12 protein-coding genes are annotated in these 14,674 nt (G+C 59.2%); 7 read left to right on the top strand and 5 right to left on the bottom strand.

The annotated features are described in order from the left end of the window. Positions 1-213 precede the first annotated feature (213 nt). Positions 214-1,869 carry an HDOD domain-containing protein gene (locus E6W33_RS21205; protein ID WP_247869726.1) on the top strand — a complete coding sequence of 552 codons (1,656 nt, stop codon included), beginning with the start codon at positions 214-216 and terminating at the stop codon, positions 1,867-1,869. On the opposite strand, the gene E6W33_RS21200 is transcribed toward E6W33_RS21205, so the two are convergent. Beyond that, a complete protein-coding gene (locus E6W33_RS21200; protein WP_136419330.1) occupies positions 1,866-2,903 on the bottom strand; it encodes a serine/threonine-protein kinase in 1,038 nt (345 codons plus the stop codon). The two genes, E6W33_RS21205 and E6W33_RS21200, sit on opposite strands and share 4 nt — an antisense overlap. A 111-nt stretch (positions 2,904-3,014) precedes the next feature. Then, the gene (locus E6W33_RS21195; RefSeq protein ID WP_136419329.1) at positions 3,015-4,166 is read right to left on the bottom strand and encodes a GNAT family N-acetyltransferase; all 1,152 of its coding nucleotides are present in this window, start codon (positions 4,164-4,166) and stop codon (positions 3,015-3,017) included. 44 nt (positions 4,167-4,210) lie between these two features. Between E6W33_RS21195 and E6W33_RS21190 the strand changes: the two genes are divergently transcribed. Together E6W33_RS21190 and E6W33_RS21185 are read left to right on the top strand one after the other, a co-directional pair. Then, complete coding sequence (locus E6W33_RS21190) at positions 4,211-5,824, top strand: NAD+ synthase (protein WP_136419328.1); 1,614 nt, start codon at positions 4,211-4,213, stop codon at positions 5,822-5,824. 21 nt (positions 5,825-5,845) lie between these two features. Next, positions 5,846-6,184 carry a P-II family nitrogen regulator gene (locus E6W33_RS21185; protein WP_136419327.1) on the top strand — a complete coding sequence of 113 codons (339 nt, stop codon included), beginning with the start codon at positions 5,846-5,848 and terminating at the stop codon, positions 6,182-6,184. Between the two features lie 63 nt (positions 6,185-6,247). Here the strand turns inward: E6W33_RS21185 and E6W33_RS21180 are convergent, their stop codons facing one another. The 3 genes from E6W33_RS21180 to trxB form a co-directional block, all read right to left on the bottom strand. Continuing rightward, the gene (locus tag E6W33_RS21180; protein ID WP_136419326.1) at positions 6,248-6,850 is read right to left on the bottom strand and encodes a trimeric intracellular cation channel family protein; all 603 of its coding nucleotides are present in this window, start codon (positions 6,848-6,850) and stop codon (positions 6,248-6,250) included. Between the two features lie 103 nt (positions 6,851-6,953). Next, a complete protein-coding gene (locus E6W33_RS21175; RefSeq protein ID WP_136419325.1) occupies positions 6,954-7,592 on the bottom strand; it encodes a Smr/MutS family protein in 639 nt (212 codons plus the stop codon). A 77-nt stretch (positions 7,593-7,669) separates the two neighbouring features. Further along, positions 7,670-8,626 carry a thioredoxin-disulfide reductase gene (gene trxB, locus E6W33_RS21170; RefSeq protein WP_136419324.1) on the bottom strand — a complete coding sequence of 319 codons (957 nt, stop codon included), beginning with the start codon at positions 8,624-8,626 and terminating at the stop codon, positions 7,670-7,672. A 245-nt stretch (positions 8,627-8,871) separates the two neighbouring features. On the opposite strand from trxB, the gene E6W33_RS21165 reads away from it, so the two are divergent. From E6W33_RS21165 to serS, 4 genes are all read left to right on the top strand, one after another. After that, positions 8,872-11,211, top strand: coding sequence for a DNA translocase FtsK (locus tag E6W33_RS21165; protein ID WP_136419323.1), 2,340 nt, complete (start codon positions 8,872-8,874; stop codon positions 11,209-11,211). 12 nt (positions 11,212-11,223) lie between these two features. Further along, positions 11,224-11,880, top strand: a complete 657-nt coding sequence (lolA, locus tag E6W33_RS21160) for an outer membrane lipoprotein chaperone LolA (RefSeq protein ID WP_348983171.1) — start codon at positions 11,224-11,226, stop codon at positions 11,878-11,880. Positions 11,881-11,939: 59 nt separating this feature from the next. Next, complete coding sequence (locus tag E6W33_RS21155; RefSeq protein ID WP_136419321.1) at positions 11,940-13,235, top strand: replication-associated recombination protein A; 1,296 nt, start codon at positions 11,940-11,942, stop codon at positions 13,233-13,235. A gap of 138 nt (positions 13,236-13,373) precedes the next feature. Further along, the gene (gene serS / locus E6W33_RS21150) at positions 13,374-14,669 is read left to right on the top strand and encodes a serine--tRNA ligase (protein WP_136419320.1); all 1,296 of its coding nucleotides are present in this window, start codon (positions 13,374-13,376) and stop codon (positions 14,667-14,669) included. The last annotated feature ends 5 nt before the right edge of the window (positions 14,670-14,674 follow it).

The raw sequence follows: 14,674 nt of genomic DNA, 5'->3' as shown, positions 1-14,674 counted from the left end.
GAAAGCGCACTTTTCAGTGCGCTTTTTTTGTGCCTTAAGCAGGGCTTGGGCGGCGATGTCGTCGATTGAACGAACATCGATCGCGAGGCTCAATTAAACCGGGCATCGGCCGATATAAAACTGTTGTTGCGGAATTGTCGACGCATCGACAATTCGCGTTGGATGGGTCATCATTGGTTTCGTCAGCTTGCGTACACGCGGGAGTCTTTAGAAGTGGTCTTTGAAAACACCGGGCCGTCCAGGGCCGATAGCGGATTCTCGGTTGCCGGCGACGAATCCGCCACTTCGGCGCGCGACCGCCTGCTGCAGAAAATCAGCAGTGAAGCGGACTTGCCCGCCCTTGGCAGTTCGGTTTCCCGCGTCGTGCAGATGACCTCATCGGACGACGAGGCGATTCGCGATCTCGCGCACTTCATTCTATCCGACGTGGCGCTGACCCAGAAGATACTGCGCATCGCCAACACCGTGAACTACCGAACCGCATCCGGTACGCCGGTCACGACGGTATCGAAGGCGATTTTCATGCTCGGATTCGATGCGGTAAAAACCACGGCTTTGGCGATGCTGCTGGTCGACCGCATGTCGGGCAAGCATGCGAAAAGTGTACGCAATGAGCTTGCTCACGCGCTGTGCGCCAGCATCATTGGCCGCGAGATGGCGCGCCGCGGGCACTTCAAGGACGGCGAGGAGGCGGCGATCGCCGCACTTTTCAAGAACATTGGCCGCTTGCTGGTCGCTGCGCACGATCACGACCTGTATGCCCGAATCAACAAGCTGGTGGAAAGCGGCAGTCACTCGCCATCCCAGGCATCGATGCAGGTGCTGAGCTGCAGTTTCGACATGCTGGGGGACGCGGTTCTGCGCGAATGGAGAATGCCTGACACCATCGTGCAATCGCTTGCGCCCTTGCCAGGTGGTGTGCTGAAAACAGCCAGGTCAAGACAGGAATGGGTTCAGCAGGTGGCCGCCTTCAGTTCCGCCGCTGCTCGATTGATTCCGGGCGTCAACAGTGCCGGACAGGATGCCGCGGTGAAGGCGGTTCTGGCTCGCTTCGGCACCGCGCTCGGCCTCGACCAGACGAAGCTCAACCTGCTGTTTACCAGTGTGGCACAGGAAGCGCGAACACTTGCAGCCAATATCGAGCTGGCGCTGCACACGGACGAGCATTTCGACCATCCCGCGACAGAGGCCGGCTCCGAAAATGCCGCCGCAGCCGAGAGCATGGGATCAGGCTCTGCGGCGAAGCAAGGACAGAGCGCCGCGCCCGACCTGCTTGACGATCTGATGATGCAAACGGCCGAGGAGGCTCTGCCGCTTCAGGTTACCGAGCGTCATGCCAGCGGCAAACCGATGAACGCGCGCGATCTCTTGCTGGCCGGCGTGCAAGACGTAACGCAGATGATGGCGTCCGGACGCTGCAAGGTCAATGACCTGATGCTGCTGGTGCTTGAAACGCTGTATAACAGCATGGGATTCCGCTTCGCTACTGTCGTCCTGAAGGACATGCAGAGCCATCAATTCAAGGCGCGGATATCGATAGGCGAGAACAATGTCGACCGTCAGGCGGGTTTTGTTTTTCCAGTAGCGACGGCGCGTGACTTGTTTCACCTCTCAATGGAAAACGATGCCGATCTCATGATCTCCGACGCCACTGCGCAAAAGATCCGCGACCTGCTTCCTGCCTGGTATCGCACTCTGTTCTCGGACGCGCGCAGCTTCATCGTTCTGCCGCTTGTGGTGCAGAAGAAGCAGCTCGGATTGTTTTATGCCGACCGGACGCAGGCAGCGCCGGAAGGCGTGCCGACGGATGAAACGGCGCTGATCAAGACGCTCAAGGGGCAGATTCTGACTGCGCTCAATTCGCGTTAGCGCAGCAACACAAAGCCCGTTAGTACCGTTGCGGCGGTCAGCGAAAAGTACCCGAGCCAGGCCATCATGCTGTGACTTGCAAGGAATCCTTCGCGTTTGCTCTGCGCTTCCGGTGGCAGCGCAAGTCGCATGCGGCGCCGCGCACGCTGCTCCTTCAGCAAATAACGCTTGATTTCGAGCGCCATCTGCTCGGCACTCTGGTAGCGTTTTTCCGGGCGCTTGCTCATTGCCTTCATCACGATCTGGGACAACACGACCGGTATGCGCTGATCCAGTTCGACAGGCGCGGGCGGCGCCTTGGTGATGACTTGTTGCAGCAACTTGTCCGCGTTTTCGGCATGAAAAGGAGGGCGGCCGACCAGCATTTCATACATGACCGCTCCGAGCGAATAGATGTCCGTGCGCTCGTCGATCGGTTTTCCGGATGCCTGCTCGGGCGACATATAGTTCGGCGTGCCAACCACGTTGTTGCCGTGAAATAGCGTGACGGGATCATCCGCATGCGCGAATTTGTCTGCGAGACGATTGGGCGAGCGCGCAATCCCGAAATCGATCAGCTTCGGCAGGTCGCCTTCGGTCATGAAAATATTCGCCGGTTTGATGTCGCGGTGAATGACCTGGTGCTGATGAGCATGGTTGAGCGCGTCGGCCAGCCTCCAGACGATCGATGCGACTTCATCCGGCTTGAAGCGATGTCCGCTATCCAGCACCCGATTCAAACCGCGTCCCTGCAGATATTCCATCGCGATGTAGGTCGCTCCGTTTTCGACCGAGGCGTCATAGATCGTGACGATGTGAGGATGCGCAAGGCGGCCGGCGGCGCGCGCCTCGTTGATGAACTGTTGTTCGTACTTGTTTCTCTCGGATGGCGTCAGGCGTGGATTGAACGTCTTGATCGCGACTTCGCGACCGATGACCGGGTCGTGGCCGAGGTAAACGCAGCCCACCGTCCCGCGGCCAAGTTCTCGCGTGACGTAAAAACGCCCAAGTCGGCTGATGGCGGGAGTGACCGGTGCAATGGCGGGAACTGACATGATGCCGAGAGCATGCCGGGAAGTTTTGATTTTGGCAAGGCGTTATATCAGGTGCGCCGGAAAACTCGGCAATTCAGGCATCTGCGCGAAACATTCGGTTTTTATAGGTTATTAACCGGAGGTATCGGCGCCGGATTTGAACGGATTGCGTTCTTCCAGTTCGTCAATGTAGGCATCGATACCGCCGCTTTCATGTTCCAGGAAATGTTCAATGGCCTCCGCAAAGGCAGGGTGGGCAAGCCAGTGCGCGGACCAGGTTTTTTGCGGCAGAAACCCGCGCGCCATCTTGTGTTCACCTTGCGCGCCACCTTCGAAGCACTGAATCTTCTTTGTGATGCAGAACTCCAGCGGCTGGTAATAGGCCGTTTCAAAATGCAGACATGGCACTTCTTCGACCGCTCCCCAGTAGCGTCCATACAAGCTGTTCTGATCATGGATGACGAGTGAGCAGGCAATCGGCTTGTTCTCGCGTTCGGCCATGATCAGCAGGATATTCTGCGGCATGCTGGCGCCGATGCGAAGAAAGAAGTCGAGGTTCAGATAGGGCGTCGAGTAGTGGGCCGCATAGGTTCGGTCGTAACAACGCTTGAAGAAATGCCAGTCCGCCTTGCTGACCTGCGCGCCGCGCAGATGGCGAAAGCTGATGCCGGCTTCCTGCACCTTGCGCCGCTCGGCGCGGATGTTCTTGCGCTTCTTTCGGTCGAGTGTGGCCAGGAAGTCATCGAAATCCCGGTACCCCTGATTGATCCAGTGAAACTGCACGCCAGTGCGCAGCATGAAACCCGCTTCCTGCAGTGCACGCGCCTGCCGTTCGGGGGGGAACAATATGTGCGTCGATGACAGGCCGTTTTGCGCCTGCAGTTCGCACAATGCATCGATCAGCGCGCCCTCTGCGTCCGGATTGCGCGCCAGCAGCCGGCTTCCTGTCACGGGAGTGAACGGAATCGCAGACAACAGCTTCGGGTAATACTCCAGGCCGTTGCGGCGATAAGCGTCGGCCCAGGCCCAGTCGAATACATATTCGCCATACGAATGGGATTTCACGTAAAGGGGAAGCGCAGCTTCCAGCCGGCCGCCATGCCATAGCGTCAGATATTGCGGCTGCCAGCCGGTTTCCGGCGACGCGCAACCCGCCTCATGCAAGGCATCGAGAAACGCGAAGGAAAGGAAAGGATTGGTGTTCGCCTGCGCGGCGACGAGTTCATCCCAGGCCGCTTGACCGATATCGGAAAGAGAAGAGACGATTCGCGTGCGATAATTCACGATTGTTAATGCATTTAGCGGATTCGGTCGTTGTAATTTTCACCATGACAGTCAAAGTTGCCATTGCTCAAATCAACAGTACGGTTGGCGATCTCGCCGGAAACCGCACAAAAATCGCGGATTTTGCCCGCCGCGCAGCAGTGCTGGGCGCAGACATCGTCCTGACGCCGGAAATGTCGCTATCCGGCTATCCGCCGGAAGACTTGTTGCTGCGTCAGTCATTCTACGCAAAAACGGCGGAACAGTTTGAGGCATTGATGGCCGAGCTGGCCGACCTCAAGGATGTGCATGTCATTGTCGGCCAACCCATCTTGCACCACGGACGACGCTTCAATGCCGCATCGGTCATCCTGAACGGAAAAGTGCTTGGCGCCTACCGGAAACATGATCTGCCGAACGATACGGTGTTCGACGAGAAACGCTACTTTTCGTCCTCGGATGAACCGCTGGTATTCGACGTGAAGGGGGTTCGATTCGGCATCAACATTTGCGAGGATACCTGGGCCAGCCACACGCCGATACGGGCAAAGGAAGAGGGCGCGCAGGTGCTCCTGGTGCCGAACGGCTCGCCGTACCACATGAAGAAGCAATATCTGCGCTATGACGTGATGCGCAAGAACGTGTCCTCGCTCGGTTTGCCGATGGTGTACGCCAACCTGGTCGGCGGGCAAGACGAGCTGATCTTCGACGGCAATTCCTTCGCACTGGATGCAACGGGTGCCGTCTGCGCGCAGTTGAAGCACTGCGAAGAAGATCTTCAAATCATCGAGTTCGACGGGGCGCGTCCGGTTTCCGGGCCGATTGCGCCGGAACAATCGATCGAGGAGCAGGTGTACAAGGCGCTGGTGCTCGGCGTGCGCGACTATATCGGCAAGAACGGTTTTCCCAGCGTGCTCATCGGGCTATCCGGCGGCGTCGACTCCGCATTGACGCTGGCGGTGGCGGTGGACGCACTGGGTGCCGACAAGGTGCGCGCAGTGATGATGCCTTCGCCATACACTGCGGAGATTTCCTGGCTCGATTCACGCGAGATGGTCAAGCGCATCGGCGTGCGCTACGATGAAATCCCGATCGTCGACTGCTTCAATGCATTCCGCAGCACGTTGGCGCAAGAGTTCAAGGGGCTGCCGGAAGACACCACGGAAGAGAACATCCAGGCGCGCATCCGCGGCACCATATTGATGGCGCTGTCGAACAAGTACGGTTCCATCGTTCTCACAACCGGGAACAAGAGCGAGATGGCAGTCGGCTACTGCACGCTCTACGGCGACATGGCGGGCGGCTTCGCGGTGATCAAGGACATTGCCAAGACCCTGGTGTACCGTTTGTGCGAGTACCGCAATTCCGTTTCCGAGGTGATCCCGGAACGCATCCTGACCCGCGCGCCTTCGGCGGAACTGCGGCCGAACCAGACCGACCAGGATTCGCTGCCGCCCTACGAGGTTCTGGATGCGATCATGCAGATGTACATGGAAGAGAACCGCAGCATTGCCGAGATCATCGCGGCGGGGTATCGTAGCGAGGACGTCGAGCGTGTCACGCGTTTGATCAAGATCAACGAGTACAAGCGCCGCCAGGCGCCGATCGGCATCCGCATCACGCACCGTGCATTCGGCCGCGACTGGCGCTACCCGATTACATCAAGATTTCGTGAGTGACATTCAATCTAAGGAGTTGTTATGAAGCTGGTTACTGCAATCATTAAACCTTTCAAGCTGGACGAAGTGCGTGAAGCGCTTGGCGAAATCGGCGTTACCGGCTTGACGGTGACGGAGGTGAAGGGTTTCGGCCGCCAGAAAGGGCATACCGAGCTGTATCGCGGTGCCGAATACGTGGTTGATTTTCTGCCGAAAGTCAAAATCGAAGCGGTCATCGACGACAAGGTGGTTGATCAGGCGGTGGATGCGATTATCAAGGCCGCACGGACCGGCAAGATCGGCGACGGCAAGATCTTCGTGCGGAATGTGGAGCAGGTGATCCGGATTCGCACCGGCGAGACTGGCGCAGACGCAGTCTGAACCAGATCACGGCCCGTGTTGGAGTCGGCAGCCGATGTCTCTGCCGGGCCTGTCTCCCATTGATCAATCCAGCCTGACACCTTTCACCCAGGTCGCAAGACGCAAGCCGCAGATCGCCAGCGCGCTTGACCACAAGGCAAAATCCGGCGGCACGCCGGCTTTTTGCATCAGCAGATACATCCAGCATCCCGCAAAGGAACAGATCGCGTAAGGTCTGCCGTCGCGCAGCACCATCGGGATTTCATTGCAGATCACGTCGCGCAGTATGCCGCCGAATATGCCGGTGATCACGCCCATCATCGACGCGATGAAGAGCGGCATTCCTGCGATCAGGGCCTCCGAAACGCCGGCAATCGAAAACAGCCCCAGTCCGAGTGCATCGGCGACCACGATGAGCCGCTCCGACACAATCTTGCGCAGTGTACGGATTATCGGTGCGGCAACCAGGGCCAGCAGGAAAATCAGGATTGCATATTCCTGATGGGTTACCCAGAACAGCGGCCGCTTGTCGAGCAGGATATCGCGTAGCGTACCGCCGCCAAACGCGGTAATAAACGCCACCGTGAACACGCCGACCACATCCATTTTCTTGCTGCGCGCTTCGATGAACCCCGAGAACGCGCTGATCAGAATGGCGAGGACTTCGATGATTTTGATCAGGGACATGCGGGCGGATGGGAGGTGATTTGTCCTGCATGATACTTGCATGGGAGGGGAATGCAAGTTGAGCGTTCCGCGCTCAGCAGGGACGCATGGACTTCTTGCTCGATTATGCCTTCAGCAAGACAACAAGAGCACCGGACCCACCATCGGCAGCACGCGCCTGGCAAAACGCAATCACTTCTTCCTTTTGCACCAGCCAGCTGCGAACTTTGCTCTTGAGCACAGGCTCCTTGTTGATCGAACCCAGGCCCTTGCCATGAATGATGCGTACGCATCGCTGGCCGCGCTTGACGGCATTGCGGAGGAATTCGGCGAGAGCTTCGCGCGCCTCTTCCCGTCGCATTCCGTGCAGGTCGAGCTGCCCCTGAATCACCCAATGGCCGCGGCGGAGCTTGCGCAGAATATCGGAGCTGATGCCGGTCCGTGCGTAACTCAGTTCATGGTCGGTATCGAGCAGCGTGTCGACGTTGAATTCGTCGGACAGCGATTCCTCGAGAGCGGCTTGCTCGTCGGCCAGATGCTTGAGCGGTATGGGCAGGGGGCGGGGAATGCTGGATTCGGCCTTGTTCGACGGCGGCAGTGGTGCCACTTCGCCGATGGAGCGGCGGAACAGTTCGCTGTCGTGTCTGCTTTCCTTTTCACGGCGTACTCGTTCCGCCTCTGCTGCCTTGCGTGTTTCTTCCTGCGCCTTGATCTTCGCGCGCAGCGCCTTCAGCGAGGCGAAGTCCTTGATGGTGCCAGACATGATGGATCATTCCAAAACCGTCCGCGCCGGGCTCGGGCCGCAGGCGCGAACGGGTACTGCTGTTGTCAATCGCCGGATCAGCCTTCGAGGCTTTCCAGGTACTTCTGTGCGTCGAGCGCCGCCATGCAGCCAGTGCCCGCGCTGGTGACAGCCTGACGGTACACGTGGTCCTGCACGTCGCCGGCAGCGAATACGCCGGGGATGTTGGTGGCGGTTGCCATGCCGTCGGAGCCTCCCCTGGTCTTGATGTAACCATTGTGCATCTCGATCTGGCCTTCGAAAATGCCGGTGTTCGGCTTGTGACCGATCGCGATGAAGACGCCATGCACGGTCACCTTGCTGATCGCGCCGTCGACCGTCGACTTGATGTTGATGCCGGTGACGCCGCTGTCGTCGCCGGTGACTTCGTCGAGGGTATGGTCGAGTTTGAGCTCGATCTTGCCTTCCGCGACCTTGGCCATCAGGCGATCGATCAGGATCGGCTCGGCGCGGAACTTGTTGCGGCGATGGACCACCGTCACCTTGTTGGCGATGTTCGCGAGGTACAGCGCTTCTTCGACAGCGGTATTGCCGCCGCCGATGACGGCGACGTCCTGGCCCTTGTAGAAAAAGCCGTCGCAGGTCGCGCAGGCCGAAACGCCTTTGCCCATGAAGGCTTCCTCGGACGGCAGGCCGAGGTATTGCGCCGAGGCGCCGGTGGCGATGATCAGTGCGTTGCAAGTGTATTCGCCGTTGTCGCCGATCAGGCGCATCGGTTTTTCATTCAGGCGGACGGTGTGGACATAGTCGAACACGATCTCGGTATTGAAGCGCTCGGCATGCTGCAGCAGGCGCTGCATCAACTCCGGTCCTTGCACGCCCATCGGATCGCCGGGCCAGTTTTCGACATCGGTCGTCGTCATCAGTTGGCCGCCTTGCTCGACGCCGGTAATCAGGACAGGTTTCAGGTTGGCGCGCGCAGCATAGACGGCCGCGCTATAACCGGCCGGGCCGGAACCGATAATCAGTACGTTGGCGTGTTTGGTGGTTGCCATAGCAGTATGTTGGGGGATTGATGGAATTGGTCGGCGAGGAAGCGCAAAACTGACAAAATCCGCTCTCGACGGCTTGCATATGTCGCCAAAAGGCAAAATTTCAACCGCATCCCGAGATATTCGGTATTGCGCCTGAAAAACTGGTTAAGATTATAGACGAACAAGCCACGCAAGGCCGCACGGTGCGCCAAATTCTCGCCCGATGAGCTCCGCGCTGGGGTGCTTCACCGAGTTTTCAACCAGTTATGACCCGAACAAATCAAGCATATACCCGCAACACCAATCCGCCGGAAGCGCAGCCGCTGCCTAACCGGCTCGTGCGGCTGCTGTCCGAGGCGCGCTGGTTCGCGCTGACGGTGGCGACCGTCTATCTGATCATTATCTTTCTGACATATTCCAAGGCCGATCCCGGCTGGTCCCACGCCAGCGTCGTGCCGCATCTGAATAATTGGGGCGGACGCATTGGCGCCTGGGTGGCGGACCTGATGCTGTTCATTTTCGGTTTTTCGGCCTGGTGGTGCTGCGTGTTCATGCTGCGCTCGGTGTGGGTCGGCTATCGGCGTCTTTCGCAGCGCTTCCTCCTGCAAAAGGAGCCGGAGCCCGAGCATCATCACGAGGTATGGATCCGTTCGACCGGCTTTGTGCTGATGCTGATCGGGAGCGTGGCGATCGAGTATCTGCGCATGTATTCCCTCAAGGCGCAATTGCCGCGCGCGCCGGGCGGCGTGCTGGGTGAGTTGATCGGTCGCGCGGCGCAGAGTGCGCTTGGCTTCACCGGTGCAACGCTGTTTCTGTTGCTGCTGTTTGGTGTCGGCTTCAGCCTGTTCTTTCATGTGTCCTGGCTGGCGGTGGCCGAACGCATTGGCGGCACGATTGAAAACGGCGTCCAGGGCATTCGCAACCTATACGCGGCGCGCGAGGACCGCAAGGTCGGGCAGGTGGCTGCCGTCAAGCGGGAGGTAACGGTGGTGCAGGAGCGCGCGAAGATTGTCGAAGCCAGTCCGATTCGCATCGAGCCGCAGGTTATTGCGGTGCCGAAGTCCGAACGCGTGGAAAAGGAAAAACAGGTTTCGCTGTTTGCCGACCTGCCGGACACGAATCTGCCGCCCTTGTCCTTGCTGGATGAGCCGCCTCCGGCGCAGGAGACGGTCAGTGTCGAAACGCTGGAATTCACCAGTCGCCTGATCGAGAAGAAGTTGTCCGATTTCGGCGTCGAGGCCAAGGTGGTCGCCGCCTATCCGGGGCCGGTGATTACCCGTTATGAAATCGAGCCGGCCACCGGCGTGAAGGGCAGCCAGATTGTCAATCTCGCGCGCGACCTGGCACGTTCGCTGTCGCTGACTTCGATTCGCGTGGTCGAAACCATCCCCGGCAAGAATTACATGGGTCTGGAGTTGCCGAATCCGAAGCGGCAGATCGTGCGCCTCACCGAGATCCTTGGCTCGAAGGTCTATCACGACAGTAATTCCAGCCTGACCGTCGCGCTCGGCAAGGATATTGCCGGCAATCCGGTGGTGGCGGACCTTGCAAAGATGCCGCACTTGCTGATCGCGGGCACCACCGGATCCGGCAAATCGGTCGGGATCAATGCGACTATCCTGTCGCTGCTGTACAAGTCCGACCCGAACAATGTGCGCATGATTTTGATCGATCCGAAAATGCTGGAAATGTCGGTCTACGAAGGCATTCCGCATTTGCTGGCGCCGGTGGTGACCGACATGCGTCAGGCCGGACATGCGCTGAACTGGGCGGTGGCGGAAATGGAGCGCCGCTACAAGCTGATGTCCAAACTGGGTGTGCGGAACCTCGCCGGCTACAACCACAAGATCGCCGACGCGGAGAAGAACGAAGAGAAGATTCCGAACCCGTTCAGCCTGACACCGGACGCGCCCGAGCCGCTGGAAAAACTGCCGACCATCGTCATCATCATTGACGAATTGGCCGACCTCATGATGGTCGTCGGCAAGAAGGTGGAAGAACTGATTGCGCGTATCGCGCAGAAGGCGCGCGCGGCGGGCATTCACCTGATCCTGGCGACGCAGCGGCCATCCGTCGATGTGATCACCGGCCTGATCAAGGCAAATATTCCGACGCGGATTGCTTTCCAGGTCAGCAGCAAGATCGACTCGCGTACCATCCTCGACCAGATGGGCGCGGAGGCCTTGCTCGGCATGGGCGACATGCTCTATATGCCGCCGGGCAGCGGTTTGCCGAACCGGGTGCACGGCGCCTTTGTGTCCGATGAGGAGGTGCATCGCGTGGTGCAACACCTGAAGGCACAGGGGGAACCGAATTACATTGAGGGAATCCTAGAAGGTGGTGTCGCGGAAGAAGGGGGAGATGCTGCGTTCGGTGGCGAAGGCGCCGGCGGCAGCGGTGAATCCGATGCACTGTACGATCAGGCGGTGGCCGTGGTACTGAAAAACCGCCGCGCATCGATCTCGCTGGTGCAGCGGCACTTGCGCATCGGCTACAATCGCGCGGCACGCTTGCTGGAGCAAATGGAGCAAAGCGGCCTGGTTTCGACCATGCAATCCAATGGCAACCGCGAAATCCTCGTGCCCGCAGGCAATACCACTGAATAGGAAAAAACCTTGATACAAGAAAGATCGCGATCCATATTTCGTTTCCAACGTACAGCAAACCTGCTCGCCGCACTCGTGCTGGCGATCCCGGCACTTGCCAGTGCCTCGGCACTCGACCAGTTCAAGACCTTTGTCAGCAGCACGAAATCAGCCAAGGGCGAGTTCACGCAGCGCCAGGTGAAGGTGGTGGATGGCGCGACCAAAATGTCCAACCAGGCGTCCGGCAGCTTTGTGTTCGCGCGCCCCGGCAAGTTCATCTGGAAATACCAGAAACCGTATGAGCAGCTGTTGCAGGCCGATGGCGACAAACTCTACATTTACGACAAGGATCTGAATCAGGTGACGGTCAAGCCGCTTGGTGACGCGCTAGGCTCGTCACCGGCGGCGATCCTGTTCGGCAGTAACGATCTGGAAAAGAATTTCACGCTTAAGGAAGGCGGCGCCAAGGACGGGCTCGAATGGCTGGAAGCAACCCCCAAGACCAAGGACACCACCTTTGAACGCATCGGCATCGGCTTGAAGGACGGCCTGCCGCAGGCAATGGAGTTGCGCGATTCCTTCGGCCAGGTGTCGCTGCTGTCCTTCCAGAAGTTCGAAAAGAATCCACCGTTGGGTGCGGAACAGTTCAAATTCGTGGTGCCCAAGGGCGCCGATGTTTTTCGGCAATGACGCGAGGCGGGCAGAGACCCGCTCTGGCAAATAATTCGCGGGCCTGATCCGCGCTACTCATGACTTCGATTCCTTTAGCCGAAAGGCTACGCCCGCAGTCGCTGGACGACGTCATCGGCCAGCAGCATCTGCTCGGTCCGGGCAAGCCGTTGCGCGTTGCCTTCGAGTCCGGCGAGCCGCATTCGATGATCCTGTGGGGGCCGCCGGGCGTCGGCAAGACGACGCTGGCGCGACTGATGGCCGACAGCTTCAATGCAGAATTCATCGCCTTGTCGGCGGTGCTTTCCGGCGTCAAGGATATTCGTGAAGCGGTCGAGCACGCGCAGATCATCCGCGCCAACTCGGGCCGCCGTACGATTTTGTTCGTCGACGAAGTGCATCGATTCAACAAGAGCCAGCAGGACGCATTTCTTCCGCATGTCGAAAGCGGGCTGTTCACCTTCATCGGAGCAACTACGGAGAATCCGTCGTTCGAAGTGAACAGCGCCTTGTTGTCGCGGGCGGCCGTGTACGTGCTGAAATCGCTGTCGGATGAGGATCTGGACGAACTGGTGGACCGTGCTTGCATCCAGGAGCTGGACGGACTGGATTTCACGCCGGAAGCCAAGGCGACACTGATTGCGAGCGCCGATGGCGACGGACGCAAGCTGCTGAACAACCTCGAGATCGTCGCGCGCGCCGCAGCTGCGAGCGGCAAGCATGAAGTCGATGAAGCCTTGCTGGCGACGGCGCTTGCGGAAAATCTGCGCCGGTTCGACAAGGGTGGCGACGCGTTTTACGACCAGATCTCCGCTCTCCACAAATCGGTACGCGGTTCCAATCCGGATGCCGCTTTGTACTGGTTCGTGCGCATGCTCGACGGCGGTGCCGACCCGCGCTACCTCGCGCGTCGCATCATTCGCATGGCGACCGAAGACATCGGCCTGGCCGATCCCCGGGCGCTGCGGCTGGCGCTCGATGCGGCCGAGGTCTACGAACGACTCGGATCGCCAGAAGGAGAGCTGGCACTGGCGGAGGCGATCGTGTTTCTTGCCTGCGCGGCCAAGTCGAACGCCGTCTACAACGCCTACAATGCCGCACGCGCCTTCGTGGCCAAGGACAAGTCGCGCCCGGTGCCGGAGCATTTGCGCAATGCACCTACCAAGCTGATGAAGGAGCTTGGCTATGGAAAGCTGTATCGCTATGCGCATGATGAGCCGGACGCCTATGCGGCGGGGGAAACCTATCTGCCCGAGGGCGTGCGGGAACCGGGCTGGTATCAGCCGACGCCGCGCGGCCTGGAGGGAAAGATCGGTGACAAACTCGCGCACCTGCGGTCGCTGGACCGCGAGGCAAGGAAGAGCGAGAAGAAGTAGCGTTTTACCCGGTAAAACCCGGACGGCTCAAGTCAACAAACTTGGCTATCGTCAAGCTTCGGCCCGCTCATCCATGGATGGGAAAGCGCTTCTGCTTGGTACAATGGCGGTTTCGCATTCAACATCCCCGCAATTTCCATGATCGATATTCAACTTCTCCGCAAAGACATCGACAGTGTCGCCACCCGCCTGGCCGCGCGCAAATTTCAACTGGATGTCGCCACCTTCAACGCGCTTGAGGCAGAACGCAAGCAGATCCAGACGCGTACTGAAGAACTGCAAGGCAAGCGCAATACCCTGTCCAAGCAGATCGGCATGCTCAAAGGCAAGGGCGAGGACACATCTGCCGTGATGGCGGAAGTTGCGGGCATCGGCGATGAGTTGAAGGCATCTGCCGAGCGGCTCGACGCAGTGCAGGCGAAGATGAGTGAATTCATGCTGGCCGTGCCCAATCTGCCGCACGAATCGGTGCCGGTAGGCCAGGATGAAACAGCCAACGTCGAGGTGCGCAAGGTCGGCACACCGCGCGCATTCGATTTCGAGGTCAAGGATCATGTCGATGTCGGCGCCGGGCTCGGACTGGATTTCGATGTCGCTGCCAAGCTGACGGGTTCGCGTTTTGCCGTCATGAAGGGAGGCATCGCTCGCCTGCATCGCGCGCTTGCCCAGTTCATGCTGGACACGCATACCGGCGAGCATGGTTACACCGAATGCTATACGCCGTATATGGTGAATGCAGACTCGCTGCGCGGGACAGGCCAGTTGCCGAAATTTGAAGCTGACCTGTTCGCGGCAAAGAAGGGCGGACAGGAAGGCGAGGGTGAGGCCTTGTACCTGATTCCGACTTCGGAAGTGCCACTCACAAACATGGTGCGCGATGAAATCCTCGCCGGTGATGCATTGCCGATGAAGCTCACGGCACACACGCCGTGCTTCCGTTCGGAAGCGGGCAGTTACGGACGCGATACGCGTGGCATGATTCGCCAGCACCAGTTCGACAAGGTCGAGATGGTGCAGATCGTGCATCCCGAGAAATCCTATGAGGCGCTGGAAGAGATGGTCGGCCATGCCGAAAACATCCTGAAAAAGCTCGGACTGCCGTATCGCGTCATCACGCTGTGCACCGGCGACATGGGTTTCGGTGCCGCCAAGACCTATGACCTGGAAGTGTGGTTGCCGGCGCAAAACACCTATCGCGAGATTTCTTCGGTATCCAACTGTGAAAGCTTCCAAGCTCGCCGCATGCAGGCGCGCTTCCGCAATGCCCAAGGCAAGCCGGAACTGGTGCACACGCTCAACGGCTCCGGCCTTGCAGTCGGCCGCACCCTGGTCGCGATCCTGGAAAATTATCAGCAGGCAGATGGCAGCGTCGACATTCCGGCAGTGCTGCAACCCTATATGGGCGGTGCAAAGCGGCTCGCTCGCGCCGTCTGAGCGAT

The organism is Herbaspirillum sp. ST 5-3 (assembly GCF_004804275.1).
Taxonomy (GTDB): Bacteria; Pseudomonadota; Gammaproteobacteria; order Burkholderiales; family Burkholderiaceae_D; genus Noviherbaspirillum.
Note: the sequence above shows the minus strand (reverse complement) of the source record. Positions and strands in the feature narration are given on the sequence as shown.

Excerpts from the sequence above, each read along its gene's own strand:
- trxB (WP_136419324.1), bottom strand. The coding sequence starts at position 8,626 with ATGGCAACCACCAAACACGCCAACGTACTGATTATCGGTTCCGGCCCG.
- E6W33_RS21165 (WP_136419323.1), top strand. The coding sequence starts at position 8,872 with ATGACCCGAACAAATCAAGCATATACCCGCAACACCAATCCGCCGGAA.
- E6W33_RS21155 (WP_136419321.1), top strand. The coding sequence starts at position 11,940 with ATGACTTCGATTCCTTTAGCCGAAAGGCTACGCCCGCAGTCGCTGGAC.
- E6W33_RS21175 (WP_136419325.1), bottom strand. The coding sequence starts at position 7,592 with ATGTCTGGCACCATCAAGGACTTCGCCTCGCTGAAGGCGCTGCGCGCG.
- E6W33_RS21190 (WP_136419328.1), top strand. The coding sequence starts at position 4,211 with ATGACAGTCAAAGTTGCCATTGCTCAAATCAACAGTACGGTTGGCGAT.
- E6W33_RS21185 (WP_136419327.1), top strand. The coding sequence starts at position 5,846 with ATGAAGCTGGTTACTGCAATCATTAAACCTTTCAAGCTGGACGAAGTG.
- serS (WP_136419320.1), top strand. The coding sequence starts at position 13,374 with ATGATCGATATTCAACTTCTCCGCAAAGACATCGACAGTGTCGCCACC.
- E6W33_RS21200 (WP_136419330.1), bottom strand. The coding sequence starts at position 2,903 with ATGTCAGTTCCCGCCATTGCACCGGTCACTCCCGCCATCAGCCGACTT.
- E6W33_RS21180 (WP_136419326.1), bottom strand. The coding sequence starts at position 6,850 with ATGTCCCTGATCAAAATCATCGAAGTCCTCGCCATTCTGATCAGCGCG.